Here is a 22601-nt window from a genome sequence, read left to right on the forward strand (position 1 = left end):
CCCGTGCCTACCGCTGAGGCACCCTCCCGCCTTGCCGCTGCAAGGATGTTTGAGGCGTGCAAGAATGTCTAAACCGGACAAAACCGCCGAATTCCAAGGGGGCAAAAGAGTATGATTGCCGGGTAATGCATGCTGATCTATAGTGAGGACACATAACGGAACTCAGGAGGGAATACCATGCTCGATATGCAACGATTCAAGCAGCCGGCGGCGGAAGACCGCATCCATCCGTTCTGGTTTTGGAACGGGGACATGGAGGACGATCAAATCCGGCATCAGATTGCGGAGATGGCTAATAAGGGGCTTGGCGGATTCTTCATCTGCGCCCGGCAGGGGCTTACCGTTCCTTATTTGTCGGAGGCGTGGTTCGGAAAGGTGCGCGTCGCGGTGGAAGCGGCGAAGTGGTACGGGCTGCACGTCTGGCTGTATGACGAATACCCGTATCCTAGCGGCATCGCAGGAGGCGAGGTGACACTGGAGCATCCCGAGGCCAAGCATTATACGCTGGTGCCGACCTCGCGGCGGGTGAGCGGCGGGGAGCATCTCTCGCTTGAGCTGCCTTGGGCGCGCATTCTGTACGCGCAGGCCATCCCGATCGGAGAAGACGGGAAGAAGCGATATGACAAGGCGATGCCGATCCGGGAGGCCATCGGCAACATTCAGGCGGAGCCGATATTTCAGAAGGCCGGACTAACGGCTTATAACCAGAAGCGCTTCTTCACTTATCGGACCAAGATGAAGCTGGAATGGATCGCCCCTTCGGGGGAATGGGAAGTGCTGATCGTGCAGGAGAAGGAAATCGAGGATTTCAAATATTACGGCACATTCGTGGATCCATGCCATAAGGAAGCGATGGCGGCGTTCATCCGGCTGACTCACGATCAATACGCCCGCCATTTGGGCGAATACTTCGGCACGACGATTAAAGGCATGTTCACCGACGAGATCGGCCTGCTCGGCGGCATCCCCTGGTCGCCGGCGCTCGCGGCTTTCTTCCGGGAACACTGCGGGTACGACCTGCTCGCGAATCTGCACGCGCTGATCGATCCCGAAGCCGAGGATGCGGCGCGCATCCGCTACGATTATTACCAGTCGGTTCATCTGCTGCTTCGGGAGACGTATCACAAGCAGGTGCACGACTGGTGCGAGGAGCACGGTCTGCAGTATGTGGCCGAGGTGCCGTCCGTAAGGCATACGACGCAGCTGTTCAGCCATGTACCCGGCGGGGATACGGCCCATGAGAAGCTGGGCCGGTCGCTCGACTGGATCTTGAATTACCAGCAGACGAATTTTCGCAGCAATGCGAAGATGGTCAGCTCCCTGGCGCGCCAGCTCGGAAGGGAACGGAATCTGATCGAATGCTTCCACAGCGTCGGCTGGTCGATGACGCTGCAGGACGCTCGCTGGATGATCGATCGGATGGCGGCGCAGGGGACGAACTTTTTCAATTTCCATGCATTTTTCTACACGGTCGACGGGCTGACGCAGCATGATGCGCCTCCCTCCCAGTTTCTGCAGAACCCTTACTGGCCGCACTTCCGGAAGCTCGGCGATTATACGGGCCGGATCAGCTACGTCATGAGCAGCGGGGAAGCGGTCATCTCGGCGGCGGTGCTGCAGCCAGTGACCTCGATGTGGACGAAGATGGGCAATCCGTTCCACGGCTTCTCGTACGGGGGTAAGGACGAAGGGGAGAAGGAGCGGCTGGAGGTGCTGCGGATCTGGTGGCTCCGCATCTGCAACGAGCTGACGCGGGAAGGGCGCGACTATGATCATTTGGATCCCGAGCTGCTGGCGGAGGCCGAGATCGGAGACGGTACCATCCGGCTCGGCAAGGCGGAATACTCGCTTCTGATTCTGCCCCCGATGACCAATCTGGAGAGCGGTGCCTGGGCCAAGATCGAAGCGTTCCTGGCGCGGGGCGGCAAGGTGGTCAGCCTCGGGCAGCTGCCGTATGAGACGATCGAACCGGGGGTCGGCCCGGATACTGCAGCGGCGGCGTTCGGCGTGCCCGGCGGCGTCGTGGAGGCAGGCTTCTGGCGGCGGCCGGAAGGCCGCCTGCAGCAATATAAAGGTGCGGGAGACGCTTATTACCTGCCCTTCGCGGCAGCGGCGGATGCGAAGGCCGTACTGGAGCCGTTCACGGCGCTTCTGAACGCGCTGGAGCCGCTTCCCGTCCGCGTGCTGCCGGCTTGCGGCGAATGGGGGCTGCTGCTCCAATCGCGGCGGGTGGGCCGGGCTGAGGCGCTCGTTTTCGTCAGCAACCAGGAGGCGGAGCCGCGGGAAATCAAGCTGCGGCTGGAGCCGGGCTTGTGGGGAACGGAAGACGCGCATAACCGCACGGCAGTCGCCTTCCGCGAGCTGTCTCTCGATGACGGCGAAGCAAGGCCGCTGGAGGGCCGGGCGGAAGGAACAGGCTGGACGGTGCGGCTGACGCTTGCGCCCTACGAATCGCGTCTGATCGAAGCCGTGCGTTCGGCCGAGAAGGAGCAGCCGCAGCCGGTCTCAGCCGATACCGCTTGGACTTGGGAGATCGACGCGTCGGCTCCTTGGGAGCTGGAGGCGCTCGGGCCGAACGCCGTCCGCTTCGACACGTTCCGGATGGAAATCCTCGGGGCGGGCAGCGAGCTTATAGCGGAAGGCACGTCCGTGCCGGTCAAAACGTTCATCGATCAATGCGCCGATCTGACGGCCTCCGCGGCGATGCCCGTGCGCATGAAGCAGATGTTCGGTACGCCGATGATCCTGGATATGGCGTATCCATTGACCGTGAGGTACACAGCCGGGTTTATCGTGAAGGACCTGCCGGAACGGCTCGGGCTATTAATGGACCGCGGCGCGATTTCGGGCCAAGCGGTGATCCGGGTCAACGGGCAGCCGCTGGAGGACGGACGGTTCGAGCCGGTGTTCCTGTACGATCACCGGAACATCGCCCAAGATATCGCCGCACTTGTGAAGGAAGGACTGAACGAGCTGAGCGTCGAGGTACGGATCGAGCACGATTGGGACGGCGTGGTAGATGCGCTGTATCTTACCGGAGATTTCGGCGTGCGATTCGACGACGTCTCCCGGCCGGAGCTCACCCGGGTCTCCTGGCGGAAACTGCCACTGCAAGCGGGTCCTTACCCGGATTATCCTTACTACGCGGGTACCTTCGCGTTCACGCGGACCATGGAGCTGCCCGCGCTTCCGGCTTCCGGGACGTTCGAGCTCAGCTTCAACGGCTGGGATCCGAGCTTCCATGACTGTGCCGAGGTGCTGGTCAACGGGCAGACGCTCGGCGTCCGCACCTGGTCGCCTTACCGCTTCGAAGGCGATGCATCGCTGCTCCGGCAGGGAGAGAACCGGGTGGAGGTGCGCGTAACGAACACCTTGATCGGGCTGCTGGAAGGGAAATATTTTGCAGATGACAAGCATGCTTTATTACCGGTTCAAGAAAGGAAGGGGTAACGTTATGGCAGCTGCGAATCAACCGAGTACGGTTTCCCCTATCAGGACGGAGCGCCCGCGGGGACGCTCCTCCACATGGCGCAGACTGGGAGTGGACCTTAAGAGAGATAAATATTTGTATCTCCTGGCTTTGCCCGGACTGCTGTTTTTCCTGGTGTTTAAATATGTCCCGATGTGGGGCGTCATTATCTCGTTCCAGAATTACTCGCCCTTCACCGGAATGACCGGCAGCGAGTGGGTCGGCTTCGACCATTTCAGGCGCTTCTTCTCGAATCCCGACTTTATGATGCTGTTCCGCAATACGATGGGCATCAGCCTGATGAATCTCGTCCTGTTCTTCCCGCTCCCGATCGTGCTCTCGCTGCTGCTGAACGAGGTCCGGAGCACGGTGTACAAACGGGTGGTGCAATCGATCGTCTATATGCCGCACTTCCTGTCCTGGGTGATCATCTCGGGGCTGACGTTCCTGCTCTTCGCCAAAGGGGACGGGCTCGTGAACAAGATGCTGGCAGGGCTGGGCGCGGAGCGAATCGACGTGCTGACGAACCCGGACGCCTTCTGGCCGATGCTCACCCTCCAGTCGATCTGGAAGGAGTGCGGCTGGGGGACGATCCTGTTCCTGGCGGCGATGGCAAGCGTCGATCCTTCGGTCTACGAAGCGGCCAAAATCGACGGCGCCGGCCGGTTCCGCCAAATGTGGAGCATCACGCTGCCGGCGATCCGCAACGTCATCGTGGTGCTGCTGATTCTCCGGCTCGGACATATTATGGACGTCGGGTTCGAGCAGATTTTCCTTATGTATAACGGAGCGGTTTCGCAGGTGGCCGAGGTGTTCGATACGTACGTGTACCGGGTCGGCATCCAGCAGGGTCAGTTCAGCTATAGTACGGCCGCCGGATTATTCAAATCCGTGGTCGGGCTGCTTCTAGTAATCGTTTCCAATTGGATTGCCAAAAAAATGGGCGAGGATGGCGTATACTAAAGGAGGGATCTCATGAGAATCACCATAGGTGACCGCATATTCAACGTTGTCAATCTGCTGCTGCTGGGTCTGATCGCCGTCGTGACGTTCTTCCCGCTGTACTACGTCTTCGCGGTGTCGTTCACCGATCCGACGGAATATTTGAGGAAAAGCTTCGTTTTATTCCCGCAAACATGGTCCTTGGCCTCTTATAAATACTTGCTGTCGACCCCGGCCTTCGCGCGTTCGCTCGGCGTCAGCGCCTATCTCGCCGTTGTCGGAACGGCCTGCTCGCTCGTCGTGACGGCGGCGCTGGCTTACGTGCTTTCCCGCAAAAGATTGCGCGGACGGCAGGCGATCCTGCTGCTTATTCTGATCACGATTCTGTTCAGTCCGGGCATTATTCCGAACTATATTCTGATCCGGCAACTGCACCTGATCAACAGCCTGTGGTCGCTGATCCTGCCGGCGCTGGCCAGCGGCTGGAACGTTATTCTGATGAAGGGCTTCTTCGACAGCATTCCGGCGGAGCTCGAGGAATCCGCCGCGATGGACGGCTGCAACGATTTGTCCATCTGGTTCCGCATCATCCTGCCGCTGTCGCTCCCTTCGCTGGCTGCGTTCGGCTTGTTCTATGCGGTCGGCTACTGGAATCAGTTCTTTAACGCCCTGATCTATATCAATGATGCCTCCAAATGGCCGATTCAGGTCATGCTGCAAAATATGCTGCTCAACGCCAACAATTCCGATCTGATGGCGGACGCCTCCGCCGTCGCGCCGCCGACGGAAACGCTGAAGATGGCCGCGGTGATTGTAGCTACCGTACCGATTCTGCTCGTTTATCCGTTCCTGCAGAAGCATTTTGCCAAGGGTGCGATGGTTGGATCGGTCAAAGGTTAGAAGTACCAAGCTGCGCCCAGGGAGGAGTCGGCGAGCCGGCTGTCGAAGAAGGTTAACAAAAAACAGCCCAGAGGTGAGCAGCATGAACGGATGGTTCCAATCCTGGCTCCGCTATGTCAAGAAGTACAAATACAACAGCCGCTTCTTCCGCCGGAGCCTGACCATGATGCTGCTGATGGCCAGCATTCCCGGGCTGATCATCGGCGTAGGCATTTATTGGATCGCCTCCAACAACATGGAGGGAGAGCTGCAGCGGCTTCATCAGAATCAAATCAAGCAGCGTGCCGAGAACATCGACGAGCAGCTGGCCTATCTGGAGCTCACGTTCTCGCACTGGGCGTTCGATCCGAAGTTCGACGACCGGCTGAAAAATCTGGATATTACCCATCAGTTCGAGCAGGTGCAGGAGCTGTATCGGACGCTGCTTGTGATGGAGGGAGCCCACCCGCTGCTCGAGCGGGTGGAGCTGTTTCTGGATAAGCCGCGCCCCGTGATCATCAATAAGGAGCGCTTTGCTTATCTCGACCAGAACAGTGTCCAAGCGCCGTACGAATCGCTGCTGAAGCAGCCGAAGTCGGTATTCTGGACGAACGAATATCCGCTCTCACAGACGAAACCGCTTCCCGGCCGTCCCGCCGCTTTGTCGCTCGTCAACAAAATTCCGGGGGGAAGCACCGAACCGTTCGGCGCCATCGTGGCGACGATCAATCAGGATTACCTGATGAAGATGCTTAAGACGCTGACTCCCTACAATGAAGGGGAAACGATTCTGATGACGGGGGACGGAGGATGGAGGCTATCCGGCAGCGGCGATGCGCCCACCGGGCTGGACCAGTCGCTCGTCACGGAATTCGGCAAGCACAGCGCCCAGTCGGAATCGTTTCTTTTCAAGTATAACAAGACAACCTATTCGGTTTCCTACGGTCAGTTCAAGCGTCTCGGCATGACATGGACTTATATTTCCGCAGCACCTCTATCGACGATTACGGCACCGGTCGTGCTGGTGTCCAAATGGATTCTGTATATCAGTTTGTCCGCGCTGCTGCTCGCGCTGATCATGTCCTGGTTCGTCTCCCACCGCATTTATTCTCCGGTCGAACGTCTCGTACGGCTGCTGTCGGGGGAGAAGGGGACGGAGCTCAGCGACGAATTCGACCTGTTCGAGAAGCAGTGGACCCACTTGTCCAAGGAGAGCGAATCGATGCGCTCCAAGCTGAACGAGCAGCTTCCGCTGCTGCGCGAGGGCTTTTTCCTGCAGCTCGTCCAGGGCTATCTCTACTCGCTCAGCGAGAATGACATCAGGGAGAGGATGAAGCATTACGGGTGGAACGCGGAGGGTCGGCAGTTCGTTGCGCTGATGTTCCAGCTCACCGGCTTTTCCAGTCTAGGGGGCCGTTTCTCGCCGGGAGACGAGGATTTGGTCACGTTCGCGGCCGACAATATCATCCAGGAATTAACGGGCACGCAATACGAGCAGTCGGAAATCGTCAATTTCCACAACTTCTCGATCGGGCTGCTGCTTTCCTTTCCGTCCGATCACCCGACCGGCTGGCTGGACGACGACCTGAGCCCCTTCTGCGAGGAAGTAACCCGGACGATCAGCCGCATCCTGAAGATGCAGGTAACGGTGTCGATCAGCAAATGGGGCTATCAGGCAAAGCAGATTCCGCTGTTGTTCGAGGAGGCGAAACAGGCGCTTATGTACCGCGATCTTTCCGACGAGAATCAGATCATTAAGACCGACCAGCTTCCGAAGACGAACCCGATGATGGAAAGCAGCTATCCTTTTACCCTGGAAAAAGAAATCATCCATGCGATCCGCAGCGGATTGGAGGACGAAGCCGCCGAACTGATCGGGCAGTTCATGAAGGAGCTGTCGGATTCCGGCTCGACCGAGCTCGTCGTCCAGCAGGGCATGATGCAGCTGCTCGGCAGCATCCGGTATACGGTGCTTCAATCGGGCATGAACCCCGTACACCTGTTCGGCAGCGTCAATCTGTTCGAGCAGCTGTCTCAAATCAAGGAGCCGGAGGAGATGCTGAAGTGGTTCAAGATGAAGGTGGTGGGCGTGTACGTCGCCGAGCTGATCAGCCGCCAGGATTTCCACCTGAAGCAGATGGTGGAACAGGTGATCCTTCATCTGAGAGAGCAATATATGACCGTGCTGTCCCTTGATTCCTGTGCGGAGCAATTCGGCACGAGCCCTTACACGCTCAGCCGGGCATTCAAGCAAATTACGGGGATTAATTTCATCGATTATTTGACGCAAATCCGGATTGACAACGCGAAGACGCTGCTGCGCGAGACGGATCTGAAGATGGGCGAGGTGGCCGAACGGGTCGGCTATCAGCATACGTATTTTAACCGGATCTTCAAGAAATACGAGGGCATCACGCCGAGCCAATTCCGCGAAATGAACCGTCCTTAAAAGCCTTGCATGGATGTATAAGGGCTGCAACAAAGTCTAACAAGCGCCATCAGGGCTTCGTCGGCGGGGTACAAAAGAGTACGATTGCCTGCAAACTTCCGGTTCCGGTATTGTCGGACTTAAGATAGCTGCACCATATACCGAATGACAAAGGGAGGATCTTAAGATGAATAACAAACGAACGGCAAAAACCGCCGCCGGCGCGCTGGCCGCAGCGCTTGCGCTCTCCGCGCTGCTGACCGCCTGCGGAGGCTCGAAGGGCACGGCTACAGGGCAGGGCACCGGCGCCGAGGGAACGCTGGACGTCAGCATTATGTCGATTCTGCTAAGCCCGACCCCGCCTCAAGACGATAACAAGATCAAGCAGACGATCGAGAAAGCGACAAACTCGAAGCTCAAAATTCAGTGGGTATCTGGGAACAACTACGACGACAAGCTGAACGTGACGCTGGCATCCGGCGACATCCCGGAGCTCACCTTTATTAGGGACCCGTTCGCTCCCGTATTCCGCAACGCGGTAACTCAGGGCGCCTTCTGGGATATCACTCCATTTCTTAAAGATTATCCGAACTTGACTTCCAAAATTTCCAAAACGGCATGGGATTTGACGAAAATGCAGGACGGCAAAAATTACGGCGTTCCGCGTCCGCGTCCGTCCGAAGCCGATCCTTTCTTCATTCTCCGGAAGGACTGGCTGGATAAGGTCGGTCTGAAGGTGCCGACGACGACCGATGAATTATACACCGTCATGAAAGCCTTTGCGGACAAAAATCCAGGCGGCAACGGCGCGATTCCGTACACCACCTATGTCAATCCGAGCGATATGGGCTCGCTCGGCCAGATCGAGAACAGCTTCACCGGCGTGAACGGGCTGTGGAAGCTGCAGGACGGCAAGCTCGTTTACACGGCGCTTCTGCCGGAAATGCGCAAATCGCTCGAATTCGAGGCGAAGATGTACAAGGAAAAGCTCATTCCGGAGGATTACGCTTCCTTGAAGCTGTCCCAATCGAACGACCTGTTCAGGGGCGGCAAGGCCGGCATGATCGTCGATAAGGCCGGCACGATGTCGGACTACTATGACAAACTGAAGGCGATCGATCCGAACTTCAAGCAGACGGACTTTTATCCGGTGACGAGCATTAACGGATACAACCCGAAGGGGCCGGGCTTTAACGGGCTCATGGCGATTCCGAAGAGCGTACCGGAAGCGAAGATGAAGCGCATCCTCAAGCTGATCGATACTTGGATGAATGACGACGTATTCGCTATTCAGCAGTACGGGATCGAGGGGACTGACTATACCGTCAAGGACGGCGTGAAGGTGATCAATACCGAGCAGCTGACGAAGGACAACGGTCCGGATTTTAACCAAATCGTCTATGTGGCCGACCCGTATGCCAGCTCGACCAAGGTGTATTTCCCGAAGGAAGTCAACGATCTGTTTAAGAAAATCCAGGACGAGCGGGCGAAGAACAGCGCGGCGGACGTCAGCATCGGCCTCTACTCTCCGACGGCGCAAAAAATTCTTCCCGAGCTGAACAAGAAGGTGCAGGACGCGAAAACCAAGATCATTCTCGGACGCGATCCGATCACTGCGTGGGACGATCTGGTAGCGAAGCTCAAGGCTGATCAGGACGTCGCCAAGATGAGCCAGGAAATGACCGATGCTTACCAGAAACGCAGCGCAGGCAAGTAAGCGATAATTTGGGGGCAGGGGGACCTGACCTCCTCTTTTTTTCCGAATCGGAATTTTGAATGAAGGGAATGGTGCGTCGTGACACGGTATTTTGAAGAAAACGAAAGTATTTACAGCAAATGCGGGGAGCATGTAGGGGACGTTCTGGCCGCCATTGCGGGGCGTTATGTGGGGAGCAACCCGGCGCAGCCGATGACTTATCGGGCATACTGCGCAGACGGGATCGGGAGAAAGTACGATTATAGCTACGATTTCAATCTTGTAGAGCGGCTGCCTGGCCTAAAGAACGGACAAGTCGTATATGCCTGGGCCAAGGTATGGAGCGATCAGCCGAGCCAGCTGCCTTACGCGCTGCACTGCTACGGCCCGATGCAGCTGTTCGTGAACGGCCAGCGGCTCTTTAAGGCGAACATCGTGGACGAGCTGCATCCGGAGCGCCGCCATACGGTCGGCATTCCGATGAATCGGGGGTGGAACCACCTGGTGCTGCAGTTCATCAAGACGGAATCGGGCTGCGGCGGCTCGTTCGGGCCGGGCTCCTACAAGAGCAATCCGATGCATGTGCTGGCGCCGTCGCCGGAGCGGGCTGGGCACGAGGGCTGGATTTATTCCGAGCCGCAGGATCGGACCTGGGATGAGCTGCCGGCTGAGGGCTGGTCCGAGTCGGGAAGCGGCGCCGTCTGGTACCCGGAGCTGGGGTGGGGCCCGGAGGAACAGGCGCTTCGGCCGATGGCGCGGATCTTCGGCACGGGAGAGGAGCAGACGGCGCTCGCTTGGACGAAGCTGCGTTGCCTGTGGCAGGGCGAACGCGAGGTGGAGCTGAGCGGCTCGAGCGGCGGAGCGGTGGCCGTATTCGTAGACGGCGAGGCCGTTCTGGAGCAGAAAGCGGGAGGTGCGTTCCGCGGCAAGGTGTTTCTAGGCTACGGCGAGCATGATCTGACGATTCGCTGCAGCGGGGAGGGCGACTGGGGCTTCCGGCTGGACCCGCTCCCTCCAGGGACCGCTCTGGAGCTGCCTTATCCGGTGCAAGGGGCCCGGGATGCTTGGCTGTATCTGGAGCTGGGCAGGGAAGCTGCGGTTTCGCTCGAAGGAGTCGAAGCAGGCGCGGCTCAGGACGGGCTCACGTTCTGGAGACTGGATGCGTCGAACACGTGGGTTCGCCAGTATGCCGAGAATCCGTTGTTCGGCAAATGGAATTATCCGCTCGGCGTTACGTTGTACGGCTTATATCAGACCGGGAAGCTGATCGGGCGCGCCGATCTGACGGACTACGTTTATAAGCATATCGAGACTTGCACTTCCTTGTACCGCTACGCGATTTGGGACCGCGAACGGTTCGGCGCTTCGGGCGTTCTGAATACGCTGACGACGCTGGACAGTCTGGACGACTGCGGCTCCTTCGGCGCGACGATGCTGCTGGCGCTTCAGGACCGGGAGCTTCGCGGAGCGGAGGAAATCGCGGACGTAATCGCCGATTACATCAGTCACCGGCAGGATCGGCTGGAGTTCGCTGTACCGAAATCCGAAGCAGGGGCATGCGACCCTGTGGTGCGACGATCTCTACATGAGCGTCCCGTTCCTTTGCCGCTCTTATTCGAGAACGGGAGAGGCGCGGTATTTGGAGGATGCTGCCAATTTGTTCATCCAGTACAAGAAGCGGCTGTATATGCCCGAGCTGAAGATCATGTCGCACGTCTATGATTTCGTGGTAGATAAGCCGACGAAGGTGGCGTGGGGCCGCGGGAACGGCTGGGTGCTGTTCTCGCTGTCCGAGCTGCTCGCCGTCATGCCGGAAGGAATGGAAGGCCGGGAGGCGATGATCGGTTTCTTCAGGGAGCTGTGCGAGGGGTATTTGCGATTGCAGGGCGTAAACGGGCTTTGGCATCAGGTACTGACCGATCCCGAGTCGTACGAAGAGACGTCCTGCACGTCGATGTTCCTGTATGCCTTCGCGCGGGGCGTCCGTTTCGGCTGGCTGAAGGAAACGGACCCGTACATCGAGGCGATTCACCGCGGCTGGAAGGGTCTCACCCGCATCTCGATCGATAAGCTCGGCAACGTCTACGGCGTGTGCCGCGGTTCGGGCTATTCCTACAATGCCGCCTACTACAAGGACGACTTGTCCTGGCTGCTGAACGATACGCACGGCACCGGCATCGTGATGCTGGCGGGCATCGAGGTGCTGCAGCTAAATGCATGGCTGAAGAGCCTGCGGTATGATAAGGATGAACCGGTCGGGGCTCGTTGATCGGGGATGAGCCTTGGGAGAAGGAAGTGTGAAGGCATGGAGGGATCGCAGGCAAGGCTGGCGGAGACGGGCAAAGACGAAGCGGAAGGCCCGGTGCGAAACGGTGGCGTGGAGCGAAATGAAGGCGTGGAGCGAAGCGGCAGTGTGGAGCGTAGTGAAGGCGTGGAGCGAAGCGGCAGTGTGGAGCGAAGCGGCGGTGTGGAGCGAAGTGGCGGCGTGGAGCGAAGCGGCAGCGTGGAACGAAGCGGCGGCGTGGAGCGAAGTGGGAGCGGGCCGATCGGCGGGAGCGAGTGCGAGGCTGCGGTGGAAGTCGCGGTCCAGCCGACCGGCGGCCGGCGCTACGTGGGCGTGGACGGCTGCCGGGGCGGCTGGGTCGCCGTGGAGCTGACCGAGCACGGCGGCTGGCGCGTGTCGGTTCACCCGGACATGGCGGCGGTATGGGCCGCGCACCGGGAGGCCGAGCTGCTGCTCGTCGACATGCCGATCGGGCTGACGGATGCAGCCGAAGGCCGCCGGTGCGACCGCTTGGCGCGGGCGATGCTGAAGCCCGGCCGCGCCTCGAGCGTATTCCCGGCGCCCGCGCGCTGCGTACTGGGCGCCTCCGGCTATGCCGAGGCGAACGCGCTGCAGCGGGAGCGCACCGGGCGAGGCCTGTCCCGCCAGTCATGGAATCTGACGGGGAAGATCCGCGAGCTGGATGCGCTGCTCCAGCGAGAAGGCGTTGCGGTGCGGGAGCGGCTGCGCGAGTCACACCCGGAGCTGTGCCTGGCGATACTGTTCGGTGAGCCGATGGCCCACGGCAAGAAGACCGCGGACGGCTATCGGGAGCGGGTCACGCACCTCAGCGGCGTGTTCCCGGCGGCTGGCGCGCTGGTGGAGTCTGCGCTGGCGGTACACCGCCGCAGCGAGCTTGCCCGCGACGACGTCGTCGACGCGCTCGCGCTGGCGGTCAGCGCGCTTCTGAGCGGCGGCCGCCTGCAGCGCGTGCCGGAGGCGGAGGAGCGGGACGGTACAGGGCTGCTCTGTGCCGTCTGGTTTTACGACCGGCTCGGCCGGATTAGCCGGTTATAGGCAAGCGGCCCGCCGAGCATCGGAAGCTCGGCGGGCCGTTTTTTTAGTTGTTAAGAATTTATAAGTTTTTCGCAACTTATAGCTTCGCATCAACCTTGATAAACGCGCTGGTCCTTGTAAGACAAGGACGGCGTAGCCGTTTATCCTGGTGGAAGATGATGCTAAATGTAGCCCGCCGTGCGAGAACCTGCCGTTTCTTCCTTACAGCACCTTGCGGAACGCTTCCGTCAGCAGGGGCACGACTTCGAACAAGTCACCGACGATGCCGTAGTCGGCGACCTGAAAGATCGGCGCGTCCGGGTCCTTGTTGATCGCGACGATGATGCGCGACTGGCTCATCCCGGCGAGATGCTGGATCGCGCCGCTGATGCCGCAGGCAATGTACATCTCCGGCGTGACGACCTTGCCGGTCTGGCCGATTTGCAGCGCGTAGTCGCAGTAACCGGCGTCGCACGCTCCGCGGGAGGCGCCTACCGCGGCTCCGAGCACCGCCGCCAGCTCCTCCAGGGGCCGGAAGCCGTCCGCGCTCTTGACTCCCCTGCCCCCGGATACGATAATCCGGGCTTCGGCCAAGTCGATCCGTCCGGCGGATCTATGCGCCACCTCCAACACGGCGGTGCGGAGGTCGGCCGGAGTGCGGTAAGGCGTCCTTACGATAGGCGTGACTTCATCCGGCTCCGGGACGGGCCCGGGCACCGGAATATTGTTCGGGCGGATCGTGACGACCCGCGGCGCATCGACGTTCGTGAACGTCCTGCGTTCCCATACCTTGCCCGCATAGAGGGGGCGCGTGAACTGAACGCCGCCGTCCGCCGTCCGTTCGATGGCTGTCACGTCCGAAATTTGTCCGGCCCCAAGCCAAGCGGCCGTCATCGGCGCCAAATCACGGCCAATCGCCGTATGTCCGAAGAATACGGCATAGGGCCGATCTTCGTCCAATACGCGGGATAGCGCTGTAAAGTAGGACTCTGCGCTGTAAGCCGCCAATTCCGGATGATCGATCAAATGAATGCGGTCGCAGCCGTAAGCCGCGATCTCATCCGTCAGGGCTTCTCCGCCGCTGCCGACGAACACGGCCGCGAGGGAGTCGCCCGGCGCCATGCAGCTTCGAACCGCACCCAGCGTTTCGAACGCGACCTGCCGCAGCTTGCCTGCCCGATGCTCCGTGAAGGCTAACCAAGTTTTGCCCATGAACCCTCCTCCTCTTCCTGGATATTCGGTCAAAGCACTAGAGCGCTTTCGCTTCGCCCCTCAGCAACTCCGCCAGCCTGGCAACCTGCTCCGCAGGAGTACCCTCTAATCTGCGGCCCGCTTGACGAGCCGGAGGCAGGCTTAGCCCGAGGCGCAATGTCGCCGCAGCCACGTCGTCAGGGGATAGTCCCAAATCCCCGAGGTCCAAGCGGGCAAAAGGCTTCTTCTTCGCCTTCATAATGCCGGGCAGCGTCGGGTACCGCGGTTCGTTAAGCCCCTGCTGAGCCGTGAACAGCGCCGGAAGCCGTACGGTCAGCTTCTCGCTGTCGCCCTCGGCGTCCCGAAGCGCCTCGGCGATGCCGCCTTCGATCTTGAGTCCGACCACGGACGACACGTGCGGCAATCCGAGCAGCCGCGCCGTCCTGACCGCCACCTGTCCCGCCCCGTTATCGACGGAGAACAGTCCGGCGAGCAGCAGGTCCGGAGGCTCCTTCGCCAAATAAGCGGCCAATACCCGGGAGACGCTGTATTCGTCCACCGGGATGCGATCGTCCCCGATGAGCACGGCTTCGTCCGCTCCCATGGCCAGTGCGGTCCGCAGCGCCTCTCCGGCACGCTCGGGCCCGACGGATAGAACGGTAATGCGTCCGCCATGCCGCTCCTTTTGCCTGATCGCTTCCTCCACGGCATATTCGTCATAAGGATTTAATATGAATTTGACTCCGTCTTCTTGAACGATGCCGTCCCGGAGATCGATTTTTTCCTCGGTATCGAACGTCTGCTTCACCAGCACCACGATGTTCATGGTCGTTCCCTCCCCGCGGTTTCTTCTTGTTTCATTTTATGGGATGAGGAAGAGGAAACATTCCAAACGGACAGGCGGTTCGACAAAATTGACCAGCGATACGCATGGTTCGTCACAGGCTCTCATAAAATGAAACCAAATAGCTCATCTGTAAACGTTTTCGAACTACTAGCGGAGGCCCCGCAGGCGCGTACTTCCTCCTCCAACGACGAATCGAAGGACGAAAGGGCGGATGGGTCATGGTATGGCAGACGGTTCAATGGCTGTCGTTTTTGGCTGTGACGGGATATGCGGTTCTGCTGTTTCTGCAGGCAGTACTGCGCAGGCGTGACAATATCCGGCTGGGGCGGCCGTCCGAGGGTCCGAAGAAATCCGGGAGGAGCGCAAAGGCGCTGCTGGGGCAAATGCTCGGACACCGCAAGCTGTTGAAGGATCCGAGAAGCGGCGCGATGCACCTGGTCATGTTCTACGGCTTCATTGTACTGCAATTCGGGGCGCTTGATCTGATAGGAAAAGGCCTTACGGGTGGGCGGCACCTTCCGCTGCCGGGGTATGCCGCGTTCACGCTGCTGCAGGAAATCGCGGTCTTGTCGGTGCTGGCGGCGGTCGCCTATGCGGCATACCGGCGCTATATCGAACGGCTGCCCCGTTTGAAGCGAGGCTGGAAGCCTGCCGTCGTGCTGCTGTTTATCACGCTGCTTATGCTGTCGGTGCTGCTTTCGCTCGCCTTCGAGCGGCGCTGGCTCGGCGAAGCGCCGTCCGTTTATGCGCCCGTGGCCTCCTGGCTCGCCGGCGGACTTGCATGGATGTCTGCCGCGCAAGCGGAAGCAGGATTTTACGCGGCCTGGTGGCTGCATCTGCTGGTGCTGCTCTCTTTTCTCGTCTATGTACCACAATCGAAGCATCTTCACCTGATCACGGCCCCGGTGAATTTGTGGCTGGCCAGGGACCGCGCAGGCCGCTTGGAGAAGATCGATCTGGAGGACGAGAACGCGGAGTCGTACGGAGTCGGCCGGATCGAGGATTTTACGCGGAAGCAGCTGCTCGACCTGTATGCCTGCGTCGAATGCGGGCGCTGCACGAACGTTTGTCCCGCTTCGAATACCGGAAAACCGCTGTCGCCGATGCATCTGATTACGAAGCTGCGGGACCATTTGACGGAAAAAGGGGCTTTGGTCACATCCAAGTCGCCCTGGGTGCCGGCCTGGGCGTTCGGCGGCGCGGACGTGGCAGGGCAAGGGGCGCATCAAGTTGAGGCCGCAGGCAAGGTAGCTTGGAACGATGCGGCAGGCGGCACGGATATCCGCCCCACGCTGGCTTGGCAGCAGCAGTCCTGGCTTCGGCAGGAGGGGAATGCGGAGTCCGTCGAGCTGCTCGGCGGCGTCGTTACGGAAGAGGAGATCTGGGCGTGCACGTCCTGCCGCAATTGCGAGGATCAATGCCCTGTCGGCAACGAGCATGTGGACAAAATCGTCGATCTGCGCCGGTATCTCGTGCTGACGCAGGGAACGATGCCGCAGGAGGGCCAGCGGGCGCTGCAAAACATCGAGCGCCAGGGCAATCCGTGGGGCCTGAGCCGAAGCGACCGGGCGCAGTGGACCGGTGACGTGGAAGGCTTCCGGGTGCCTACGGTGAAGGAGCGGCCGGATTTTGAAGTGCTTTTCTTCGTCGGCTCGATGGGCTCGTACGATCTTCGGACCCGGAAGGTTTCCCGCGCGCTCGTGCGGCTGATGAACGAGGCCGGGGTGAAATTCGCCATCCTCGGCAACGAGGAGCGGGGTTCCGGGGACACTCCCCGGAGGATGGGCAACGAGTTTCTGTTCCAGCAGCTGTGCGAGGACAATATTGCGACGTTCAAGCGATACGGGGTGAGGCGGATCGTTACGGCTTGTCCGCATACGTTTAACCTGTTCAAGAACGAGTATCCGGATTTCGGCATGAAACAGGTGGAGGTGCTGCACCATACGCAGCTGCTTGGCCGGTTGATCCGCGAAGGACGGCTGTGGCCGGAGCACGAGGTTAACGAGCGGGTCGTATACCACGACTCTTGCTATTTGGGCCGGTACAACGGCGTTTACGACGAGCCCCGCGAGGTGCTGAGGGCGATCCCGGGCGTGACGCTGCTGGAGATGGAGCGCTCTCGGGAGAATGCGATGTGCTGCGGTGCCGGCGGCGGCCGCATGTGGATGGAGGAGCAGGGCGGCAAGCGGGTGAATGTCGCCCGGACCGAGCAGGCGCTTGCGGTACAGCCGACCGTGATCGGGAGCGCTTGCCCGTATTGCCTCACGATGATGGAGGATGGGGTGAAAATGGCAGCACCGGATACCGGACTTCAGGCGATGGATATTGCGGAGCTGCTGGAGCTGTCCGTGTTCGGCCGTTAAAGAGATCGGGAAAAATGCGCAATCAAGGAGGAATCGCCGTCATGATCAGACCGATAAGGCAAGCGGCCGTACTCGGCTCCGGCGTTATGGGCTCGGGCATCGCCGCTCACCTCGCGAACGCGGGCATCGATTGCCTGCTGCTTGATCTGGTACCCGAGCGGCTCACCGCGGAGGAGGAAGCGAAGGGCTGGACGCTGGACCATCCTTCGGTTCGCAACCGAAGGGCTGCGGACGCGGTCGCCCGGCTGACGAAGACGAAGCCGGCGGCGCTGTATGACGACGCCTTCGTCCGGCGGATTACGCCCGGCAATTTGGAGGATGATTTTGCCAAGCTGAGCGGTGTCGATTGGATTATCGAGGTGATCGTCGAGCGGCTCGATGCGAAGAAAGCGCTGCTGGAGCGTGTAGAGCAGGTATGGCGGCCGGGGACCGTCGTGAGCTCGAACACTTCCGGCATTTCGGTGAACGCGATGGCGGAAGGGCGAAGCGCAGCGTTCCGGGCGCATTTTCTCGGTACGCACTTTTTCAACCCGCCCCGGTATATGCCGCTTCTGGAGCTGATTCCCGGCGAGGCTACCGACCCGAGGGTCGTAAACGGCATGAGGCGCTTCTGCGAACGGAAGCTCGGCAAAAGCACGGTCGTCGCCAAGGACACGCCGAACTTTATCGCCAACCGGATCGGCACCTACGGCATCCTCGTTACGCTCGAAGCGATGGCGGAAGGCGGCTTCACGGTGGAAGAGGTTGACGCCGTCACTGGTCATGCGATGGGCAGGCCGAAGAGCGCAACGTTCCGCACGCTCGATCTTGTGGGACTCGATACATTTGTGCATGTGGCGGACAACGTGCATGCGAACGTGACGGATGAAGCGGAGCAAGCGGCCTTCCGCACGCCGGAGCCGCTGAAGGCGATGGTGGCCGCAGGACAGCTCGGCGAGAAGACGGGGCGCGGCTTTTATTTGAAGCGAAGGACGGCGGAGGGGGGCAGCGAGATTTTGTCGCTGAGCCTGAAGACGATGGATTACGGTCCGCAGAAGAAGGTATCGTCAGCAGCGCTGGAGGCAGCCAAGCAAGCGAAGGGAGCGGCGGGCAAAATCAAGGCGCTCCTTGCCGGAGGGGATCGTTATGCGGAGCTGGCGTGGACGCTGCTGAAGAAAACGCTGCTCTATTCGGCGGCCAAGATCGGGGAAATCGCGGATACGGTACAGGATGTGGACGATGCGATGCGCTGGGGCTTCAATTGGGAGCTCGGCCCGTTCGAGGTGTGGGACGCGATCGGCCTGAAGCGATCCGTCGAGCGGATGGAGGCTGAAGGCGAGACGGTGCCCGCTTGGGTGAAGGCATGGCTGGTGGAGGGGCATGAAAGCTTTTACGAGCAGGGGGATGAAGGACCTCGCTATGCGAATGCCGGCGGATTCAGGCGTGTGGAGCGGGCGCCGGAGGCCATCTCGCTCAGCCGTTTGAAGGCGCAGGGGCGCACGGTACTGGCGAACAGCGGAGCTTCCTTGATCGATCTCGGCGACGGCGTTGCCTGCCTGGAGTTTCATTCGCCGCATAATGCGATCGGCGGCGACATTTTGCAAATGATCAACCGGAGCGTAGAGGAGGTGCGGCGCGGGTTCGACGGGCTCGTCATCGCGAACCAGGGGAAAAATTTCTGCGTCGGGGCGAACCTGATGCTGCTGCTCATGGAGGCGCAGGACGAGGAATGGGACGAAATCGACGGGATCATCCGTTTGTTCCAGGATACGATGTACCGGCTGAAGCGGTTCGAAAAGCCGGTCGTAGCCGCACCGCACCGGATGGCGCTTGGCGGAGGCGTGGAGGTGTGCCTCCCGGCCGACCGGATCGTCGCTTCGGCGGAGACCTATTTCGGCCTCGTCGAGTTCGGCGTAGGACTCATCCCCGCGGGGGGCGGCTGCAAGGAGCTGGCGCTGCGTGCAGCTCTCGGCACCTTGCCGGAGGATGACCTTCAGCCTGCGATTCAGCGCGTGTTCGAAACGATCGGCATGGCGAAGGTATCCACCAGCGGCCACGACGCGATCAGGCTCGGGCTGCTCCGGCCGACGGATCAGGTGGCGATGCATCCGGATCACTTGATCTATGATGCCAAGCAGGCGGTGCTGAAGCTCGCGCAGGAGGGCTACGAGCCGGTGCGGGAGGAGCGTTTTCGCGTGGCCGGCCGCGACGGCGGGGCGGTGCTGAAGCTCGGTGCATATCTGATGAAGGAGAGCGGCTATATCAGCGACCACGATTACTTGATCGCAAGCAAGCTCGCCCATGTGCTGACCGGCGGCGATGTGCCCGCGGGCACGCTGGTGACGGAGCGGCACCTGCTCGATCTCGAGCGAGAGGCGTTCCTGAGCCTGTGCGGCGAACCGAAGACGCAGCAGCGCATGCAGCATATGCTCGGCACGGGCAGGCCGCTACGCAACTAATCCGGGCATGGAATGCGGAAGGAGAGGTGACTTTAGGTGAGCTTGCAGGAAGCGGTCATTGTTTCGGCGGCGCGAACCGCCGTCGGGAAGGCGAAGAAGGGCAGCTTGTCGCAGACGAGGGCCGAGGATCTGGGCAAGGCCGTGCTGGAGGCGGCGATCGATCGGGCGCCCGGCGTCCGCAAGGAGGACGTCGAGGATATCCTGATCGGCTGCGCGATACCGGAGGGGGAGCAGGGTCTCAATTTCGCCCGCATCATGTCGCTGTACGCGGGCTTCCCGGTCACGGTACCGGCGGTCACGGTCAACCGGTTCTGCTCCTCCGGGCTGCAGACGGTGGCGTTCGCAGCCGAACGGATTCAGCTCGGGTATGCGAGCGCCGTGCTGGCCGGGGGCGTGGAGAGCATGAGCCACGTGCCGATGACGGGGTTCAAGCCTTCACCGCACCCGGTGCTGGTGGACAGCATGCCCCACGTGTATATCGGTATGGGGCATACCGCGGAGCGGGTGGCCGAGCGGTTCGGCGTCTCGCGGGACGACCAGGACCGGTTCGCCCTGGCGTCGCACCGAAAGGCGGCCGCCGCCCAGCGGGAAAGCCGGTTCCGTGAGGAAATCGTGCCGCTGGAGGCGGTGCTCACGCAGGCGGATGAGGAGGGGCGGCTGCAGATGCGGCGCTTCCGGTTCGACGCTGACGAAGGCGTGCGGGAGGATACGACGCTGGAGGCGCTGGGGCGGTTGAAGCCGGCGTTCCAGGCCGGGGGCACCGTGACGGCGGGCAACGCGTCGCAGATGAGCGACGGCGCCGCCGCCCTGCTGCTCATGAGCCGGACCAGGGCCGAGGAGCTGGGCCTCAAGCCGCTCGCCGCGTTTCGCTCGTTCGCGGTGGCGGGTGTGGAGCCGGAGATCATGGGGGTCGGTCCGGTGGAGGCGATCCCGAAAGCGCTGCGGCAGGCGGGCCTGAAGCTGGAGGATATCGATTTGTTCGAGCTGAACGAGGCGTTCGCTTCGCAATGTGTGCATGTGGTGCGGCAGCTCGGTATCGATGAGGGCAAAGTGAATGTGAACGGCGGAGCGATCGCCCTCGGCCATCCGCTCGGGTGCACCGGAGCGAAGCTGTCAGTCACGCTGCTTCATGAGCTGAAACGGTGCGGGGGCGGCTTCGGCGTCGTGTCGATGTGCATCGGCGGCGGCATGGGCGCAGCGGGCGTATTCGAGGTTTATCCTTAAGGCAGGAGGTGCGGAATGATGGCTGCGATTAAAGGCGGCAGCTTTATCATCGACGAGATCGACGGCAGCTTGGTGGTGACGCCCGAGGATTTCACCGAGGAGCAGCGGATGATCGCGCGGACGACGGAGGATTTCGTCGAAGGCGAGGTGCTTCCCCATGACGAGACGATCGAGAAGCTCGATTACGGGCTGACGGTCCGGCTGCTGCGCAAGGCGGGGGAGCTCGGTTTGCTCGGCGCCGACATTCCCGAGGCGTACGGCGGGCTCAGCCTGGATAAAATCAGCTCCACCCTGATCAGCGAGAAGCTGTCCAAGGCGTCGTCCTTTGCGCTGTCGCTGGGAGCGCATGTCGGGATCGGGACGTTGCCGATCGTTTACTTCGGCACGGAGGAGCAGAAGCAGGCTTATCTGCCCCGGCTTGCTACGGGTGAGAAGATTGCGGCGTACTGCTTGACGGAGCCTTCCTCCGGCTCCGACGCGCTGGGGGCGAAGACGACGGCGCGCTTGTCCGAGGACGGGAGCCACTACATCCTGAACGGCACGAAGCAGTTTATTACGAATGCCGGCTTTGCCGATGTGTTTATCGTGTATGCGAAGGTAAACGGCACGGACTTCAGCACCTTCATCGTGGATCGGTCGCTGGAAGGCGTCAGTGTCGGACCGGAGGAGAAAAAGATGGGCATCAAGGGCTCGTCCACCCGTCCTCTGATTCTGGACGATGTCAAGGTTCCGGCGGACCGGTTGCTGTGGGAGGTCGGAAAAGGACACCTGATCGCGTTCAACATCTTGAACATCGGGCGCTTCAAGCTGGCGGCCGGCTGCCTCGGAGCGGCCAAGGAGGCTCTCGAGCTGTCGGCGGCTTACGCCGAGGAGCGGACGCAGTTCGGCAAACGGATCGCCTCGTTCCCTCTGATCGGTGCGAAGCTGGCAGATATGAACATTCGCACGTTCGTGCTGGAGAGCATGGTGTACCGAACGGCGGGGCTGTTCGACGAAGGGCTGCGGGAGCTCGATTACTCGCGGGCCGATATCGGGATGCAGTCCGCCAAAGGGATTGCCGAGTACGCCCTCGAGTGCTCGATCAATAAGGTGTTCGGCACGGAGGCGCTCAGCTTCGTGGCCGATGAGGGCGTGCAAATCCACGGGGGCTACGGCTTTATCCAGGAATACCGAATCGAGCGGATTTACCGGGATGCGCGGATCAACCGTATTTTTGAAGGGACGAATGAAATTAACCGGCTGCTGATCCCCGGCACGCTGATCAAGCGGGCACTGAAGGGCGAGCTGCCGCTGCTGGCCAAGGCGCAGGCGCTGCAGGCCGAGCTGCTTCAACCGATTCCGCCTGCGGCTTACGATAGTCCGCTGGAGGAGGAAGCGTATCTCATCCGGATGGCGAAGAAGATCTTCCTCATGACGGGGGCGCAGGCTATGCAAAAGTACCAGCTGAAGCTGGAGGAGCAGCAGGAGGTGCTGAGCCGTCTGGCCGACCAGCTGATCGGAATCTACGCGATGGAGAGTGCGCTGCTGCGGGCGCAGAAGAAGCTGGCGTCCGCAGGCGAGACGAAGGCGGGCCTCGCGATCTCCATGACGACAGTCTTCGTGCACGAGACGTTTGAACGCTTGGAAGGGCTCGCGAGGGAGACATTCGCGGCGATGGAAACGGGCGACACCATCCGCACCCAGCTCTCCGTGCTGAAGAAGCTCGCCCGCCGCCAGCCGGCGGATACGATAGGCCTGAAACGGACCGTTGCGGCCCGGGTCAGGGAAGCGGGAGGCTATATCGTCTGACCGAAGGAACGGCAGCC

14 protein-coding genes are annotated in these 22601 nt (G+C 60.9%); 12 read left to right on the plus strand and 2 right to left on the minus strand.

What is annotated here, in order from left to right; translation table 11 throughout:
* The first annotated feature begins 177 nt into the window (after positions 1-177).
* The 8 genes from O9H85_RS20170 (at position 178) to O9H85_RS20205 (ending at position 12754) form a co-directional block, all read left to right on the plus strand.
* Complete coding sequence (locus O9H85_RS20170) at positions 178-3450, plus strand: glycosyl hydrolase (protein ID WP_269883221.1); 3273 nt, start codon at positions 178-180, stop codon at positions 3448-3450.
* 4 nt (positions 3451-3454) lie between these two features.
* Entirely contained in the window at positions 3455-4432 is a 978-nt protein-coding gene (locus O9H85_RS20175; RefSeq protein ID WP_269883222.1) for an ABC transporter permease, read from the plus strand.
* Between the two features lie 12 nt (positions 4433-4444).
* The gene (locus tag O9H85_RS20180) at positions 4445-5311 is read left to right on the plus strand and encodes a carbohydrate ABC transporter permease (RefSeq protein ID WP_269883223.1); all 867 of its coding nucleotides are present in this window, start codon (positions 4445-4447) and stop codon (positions 5309-5311) included.
* Between the two features lie 82 nt (positions 5312-5393).
* Positions 5394-7739 (plus strand): helix-turn-helix domain-containing protein, encoded by a 2346-nt coding sequence (locus O9H85_RS20185; protein ID WP_269883224.1) that lies wholly within the window; start codon positions 5394-5396, stop codon positions 7737-7739.
* Between the two features lie 166 nt (positions 7740-7905).
* The gene (locus tag O9H85_RS20190; protein ID WP_269883225.1) at positions 7906-9435 is read left to right on the plus strand and encodes a type 2 periplasmic-binding domain-containing protein; all 1530 of its coding nucleotides are present in this window, start codon (positions 7906-7908) and stop codon (positions 9433-9435) included.
* A 1564-nt stretch (positions 9436-10999) separates the two neighbouring features.
* On the plus strand, positions 11000-11683 hold the full coding sequence (locus tag O9H85_RS20195; protein WP_269883226.1) for a glycoside hydrolase family 88 protein: 684 nt from the start codon (positions 11000-11002) through the stop codon (positions 11681-11683).
* A 28-nt stretch (positions 11684-11711) separates the two neighbouring features.
* Positions 11712-12071, plus strand: coding sequence for a hypothetical protein (locus O9H85_RS20200; protein WP_269883227.1), 360 nt, complete (start codon positions 11712-11714; stop codon positions 12069-12071).
* A complete protein-coding gene (locus O9H85_RS20205) occupies positions 12062-12754 on the plus strand; it encodes a DUF429 domain-containing protein (RefSeq protein WP_269883228.1) in 693 nt (230 codons plus the stop codon). The genes O9H85_RS20200 and O9H85_RS20205 overlap by 10 nt, the downstream gene beginning before the upstream one ends.
* A 201-nt stretch (positions 12755-12955) precedes the next feature.
* Here the strand turns inward: O9H85_RS20205 and O9H85_RS20210 are convergent, their stop codons facing one another.
* Together O9H85_RS20210 and O9H85_RS20215 are read right to left on the minus strand one after the other, a co-directional pair.
* A complete protein-coding gene (locus tag O9H85_RS20210) occupies positions 12956-13945 on the minus strand; it encodes an electron transfer flavoprotein subunit alpha/FixB family protein (RefSeq protein ID WP_269883229.1) in 990 nt (329 codons plus the stop codon).
* Between the two features lie 37 nt (positions 13946-13982).
* On the minus strand, positions 13983-14750 hold the full coding sequence (locus tag O9H85_RS20215) for an electron transfer flavoprotein subunit beta/FixA family protein (RefSeq protein WP_269883230.1): 768 nt from the start codon (positions 14748-14750) through the stop codon (positions 13983-13985).
* A 239-nt stretch (positions 14751-14989) separates the two neighbouring features.
* Between O9H85_RS20215 and O9H85_RS20220 the strand changes: the two genes are divergently transcribed.
* Genes O9H85_RS20220 through O9H85_RS20235 form a run of 4 tightly spaced genes read left to right on the plus strand, consistent with a single transcriptional unit; the run spans position 14990 to position 22584 of the window.
* Positions 14990-17134 (plus strand): (Fe-S)-binding protein, encoded by a 2145-nt coding sequence (locus tag O9H85_RS20220; RefSeq protein ID WP_269883231.1) that lies wholly within the window; start codon positions 14990-14992, stop codon positions 17132-17134.
* Between the two features lie 41 nt (positions 17135-17175).
* Positions 17176-19572 (plus strand): 3-hydroxyacyl-CoA dehydrogenase/enoyl-CoA hydratase family protein, encoded by a 2397-nt coding sequence (locus tag O9H85_RS20225; RefSeq protein WP_269883232.1) that lies wholly within the window; start codon positions 17176-17178, stop codon positions 19570-19572.
* A gap of 42 nt (positions 19573-19614) precedes the next feature.
* Positions 19615-20796, plus strand: a complete 1182-nt coding sequence (locus O9H85_RS20230; protein WP_269883320.1) for an acetyl-CoA C-acyltransferase — start codon at positions 19615-19617, stop codon at positions 20794-20796.
* A 15-nt stretch (positions 20797-20811) separates the two neighbouring features.
* Positions 20812-22584: an acyl-CoA dehydrogenase family protein gene (locus O9H85_RS20235; protein ID WP_269883233.1), complete on the plus strand. Its 1773-nt coding sequence runs from the start codon at positions 20812-20814 to the stop codon at positions 22582-22584.
* Positions 22585-22601 lie beyond the last annotated feature (17 nt).

The sequence above is a fragment of the Paenibacillus gyeongsangnamensis genome (genome assembly GCF_027533625.1).
GTDB classification, from domain to species: domain Bacteria; phylum Bacillota; class Bacilli; order Paenibacillales; family NBRC-103111; genus Paenibacillus_G; species Paenibacillus_G gyeongsangnamensis.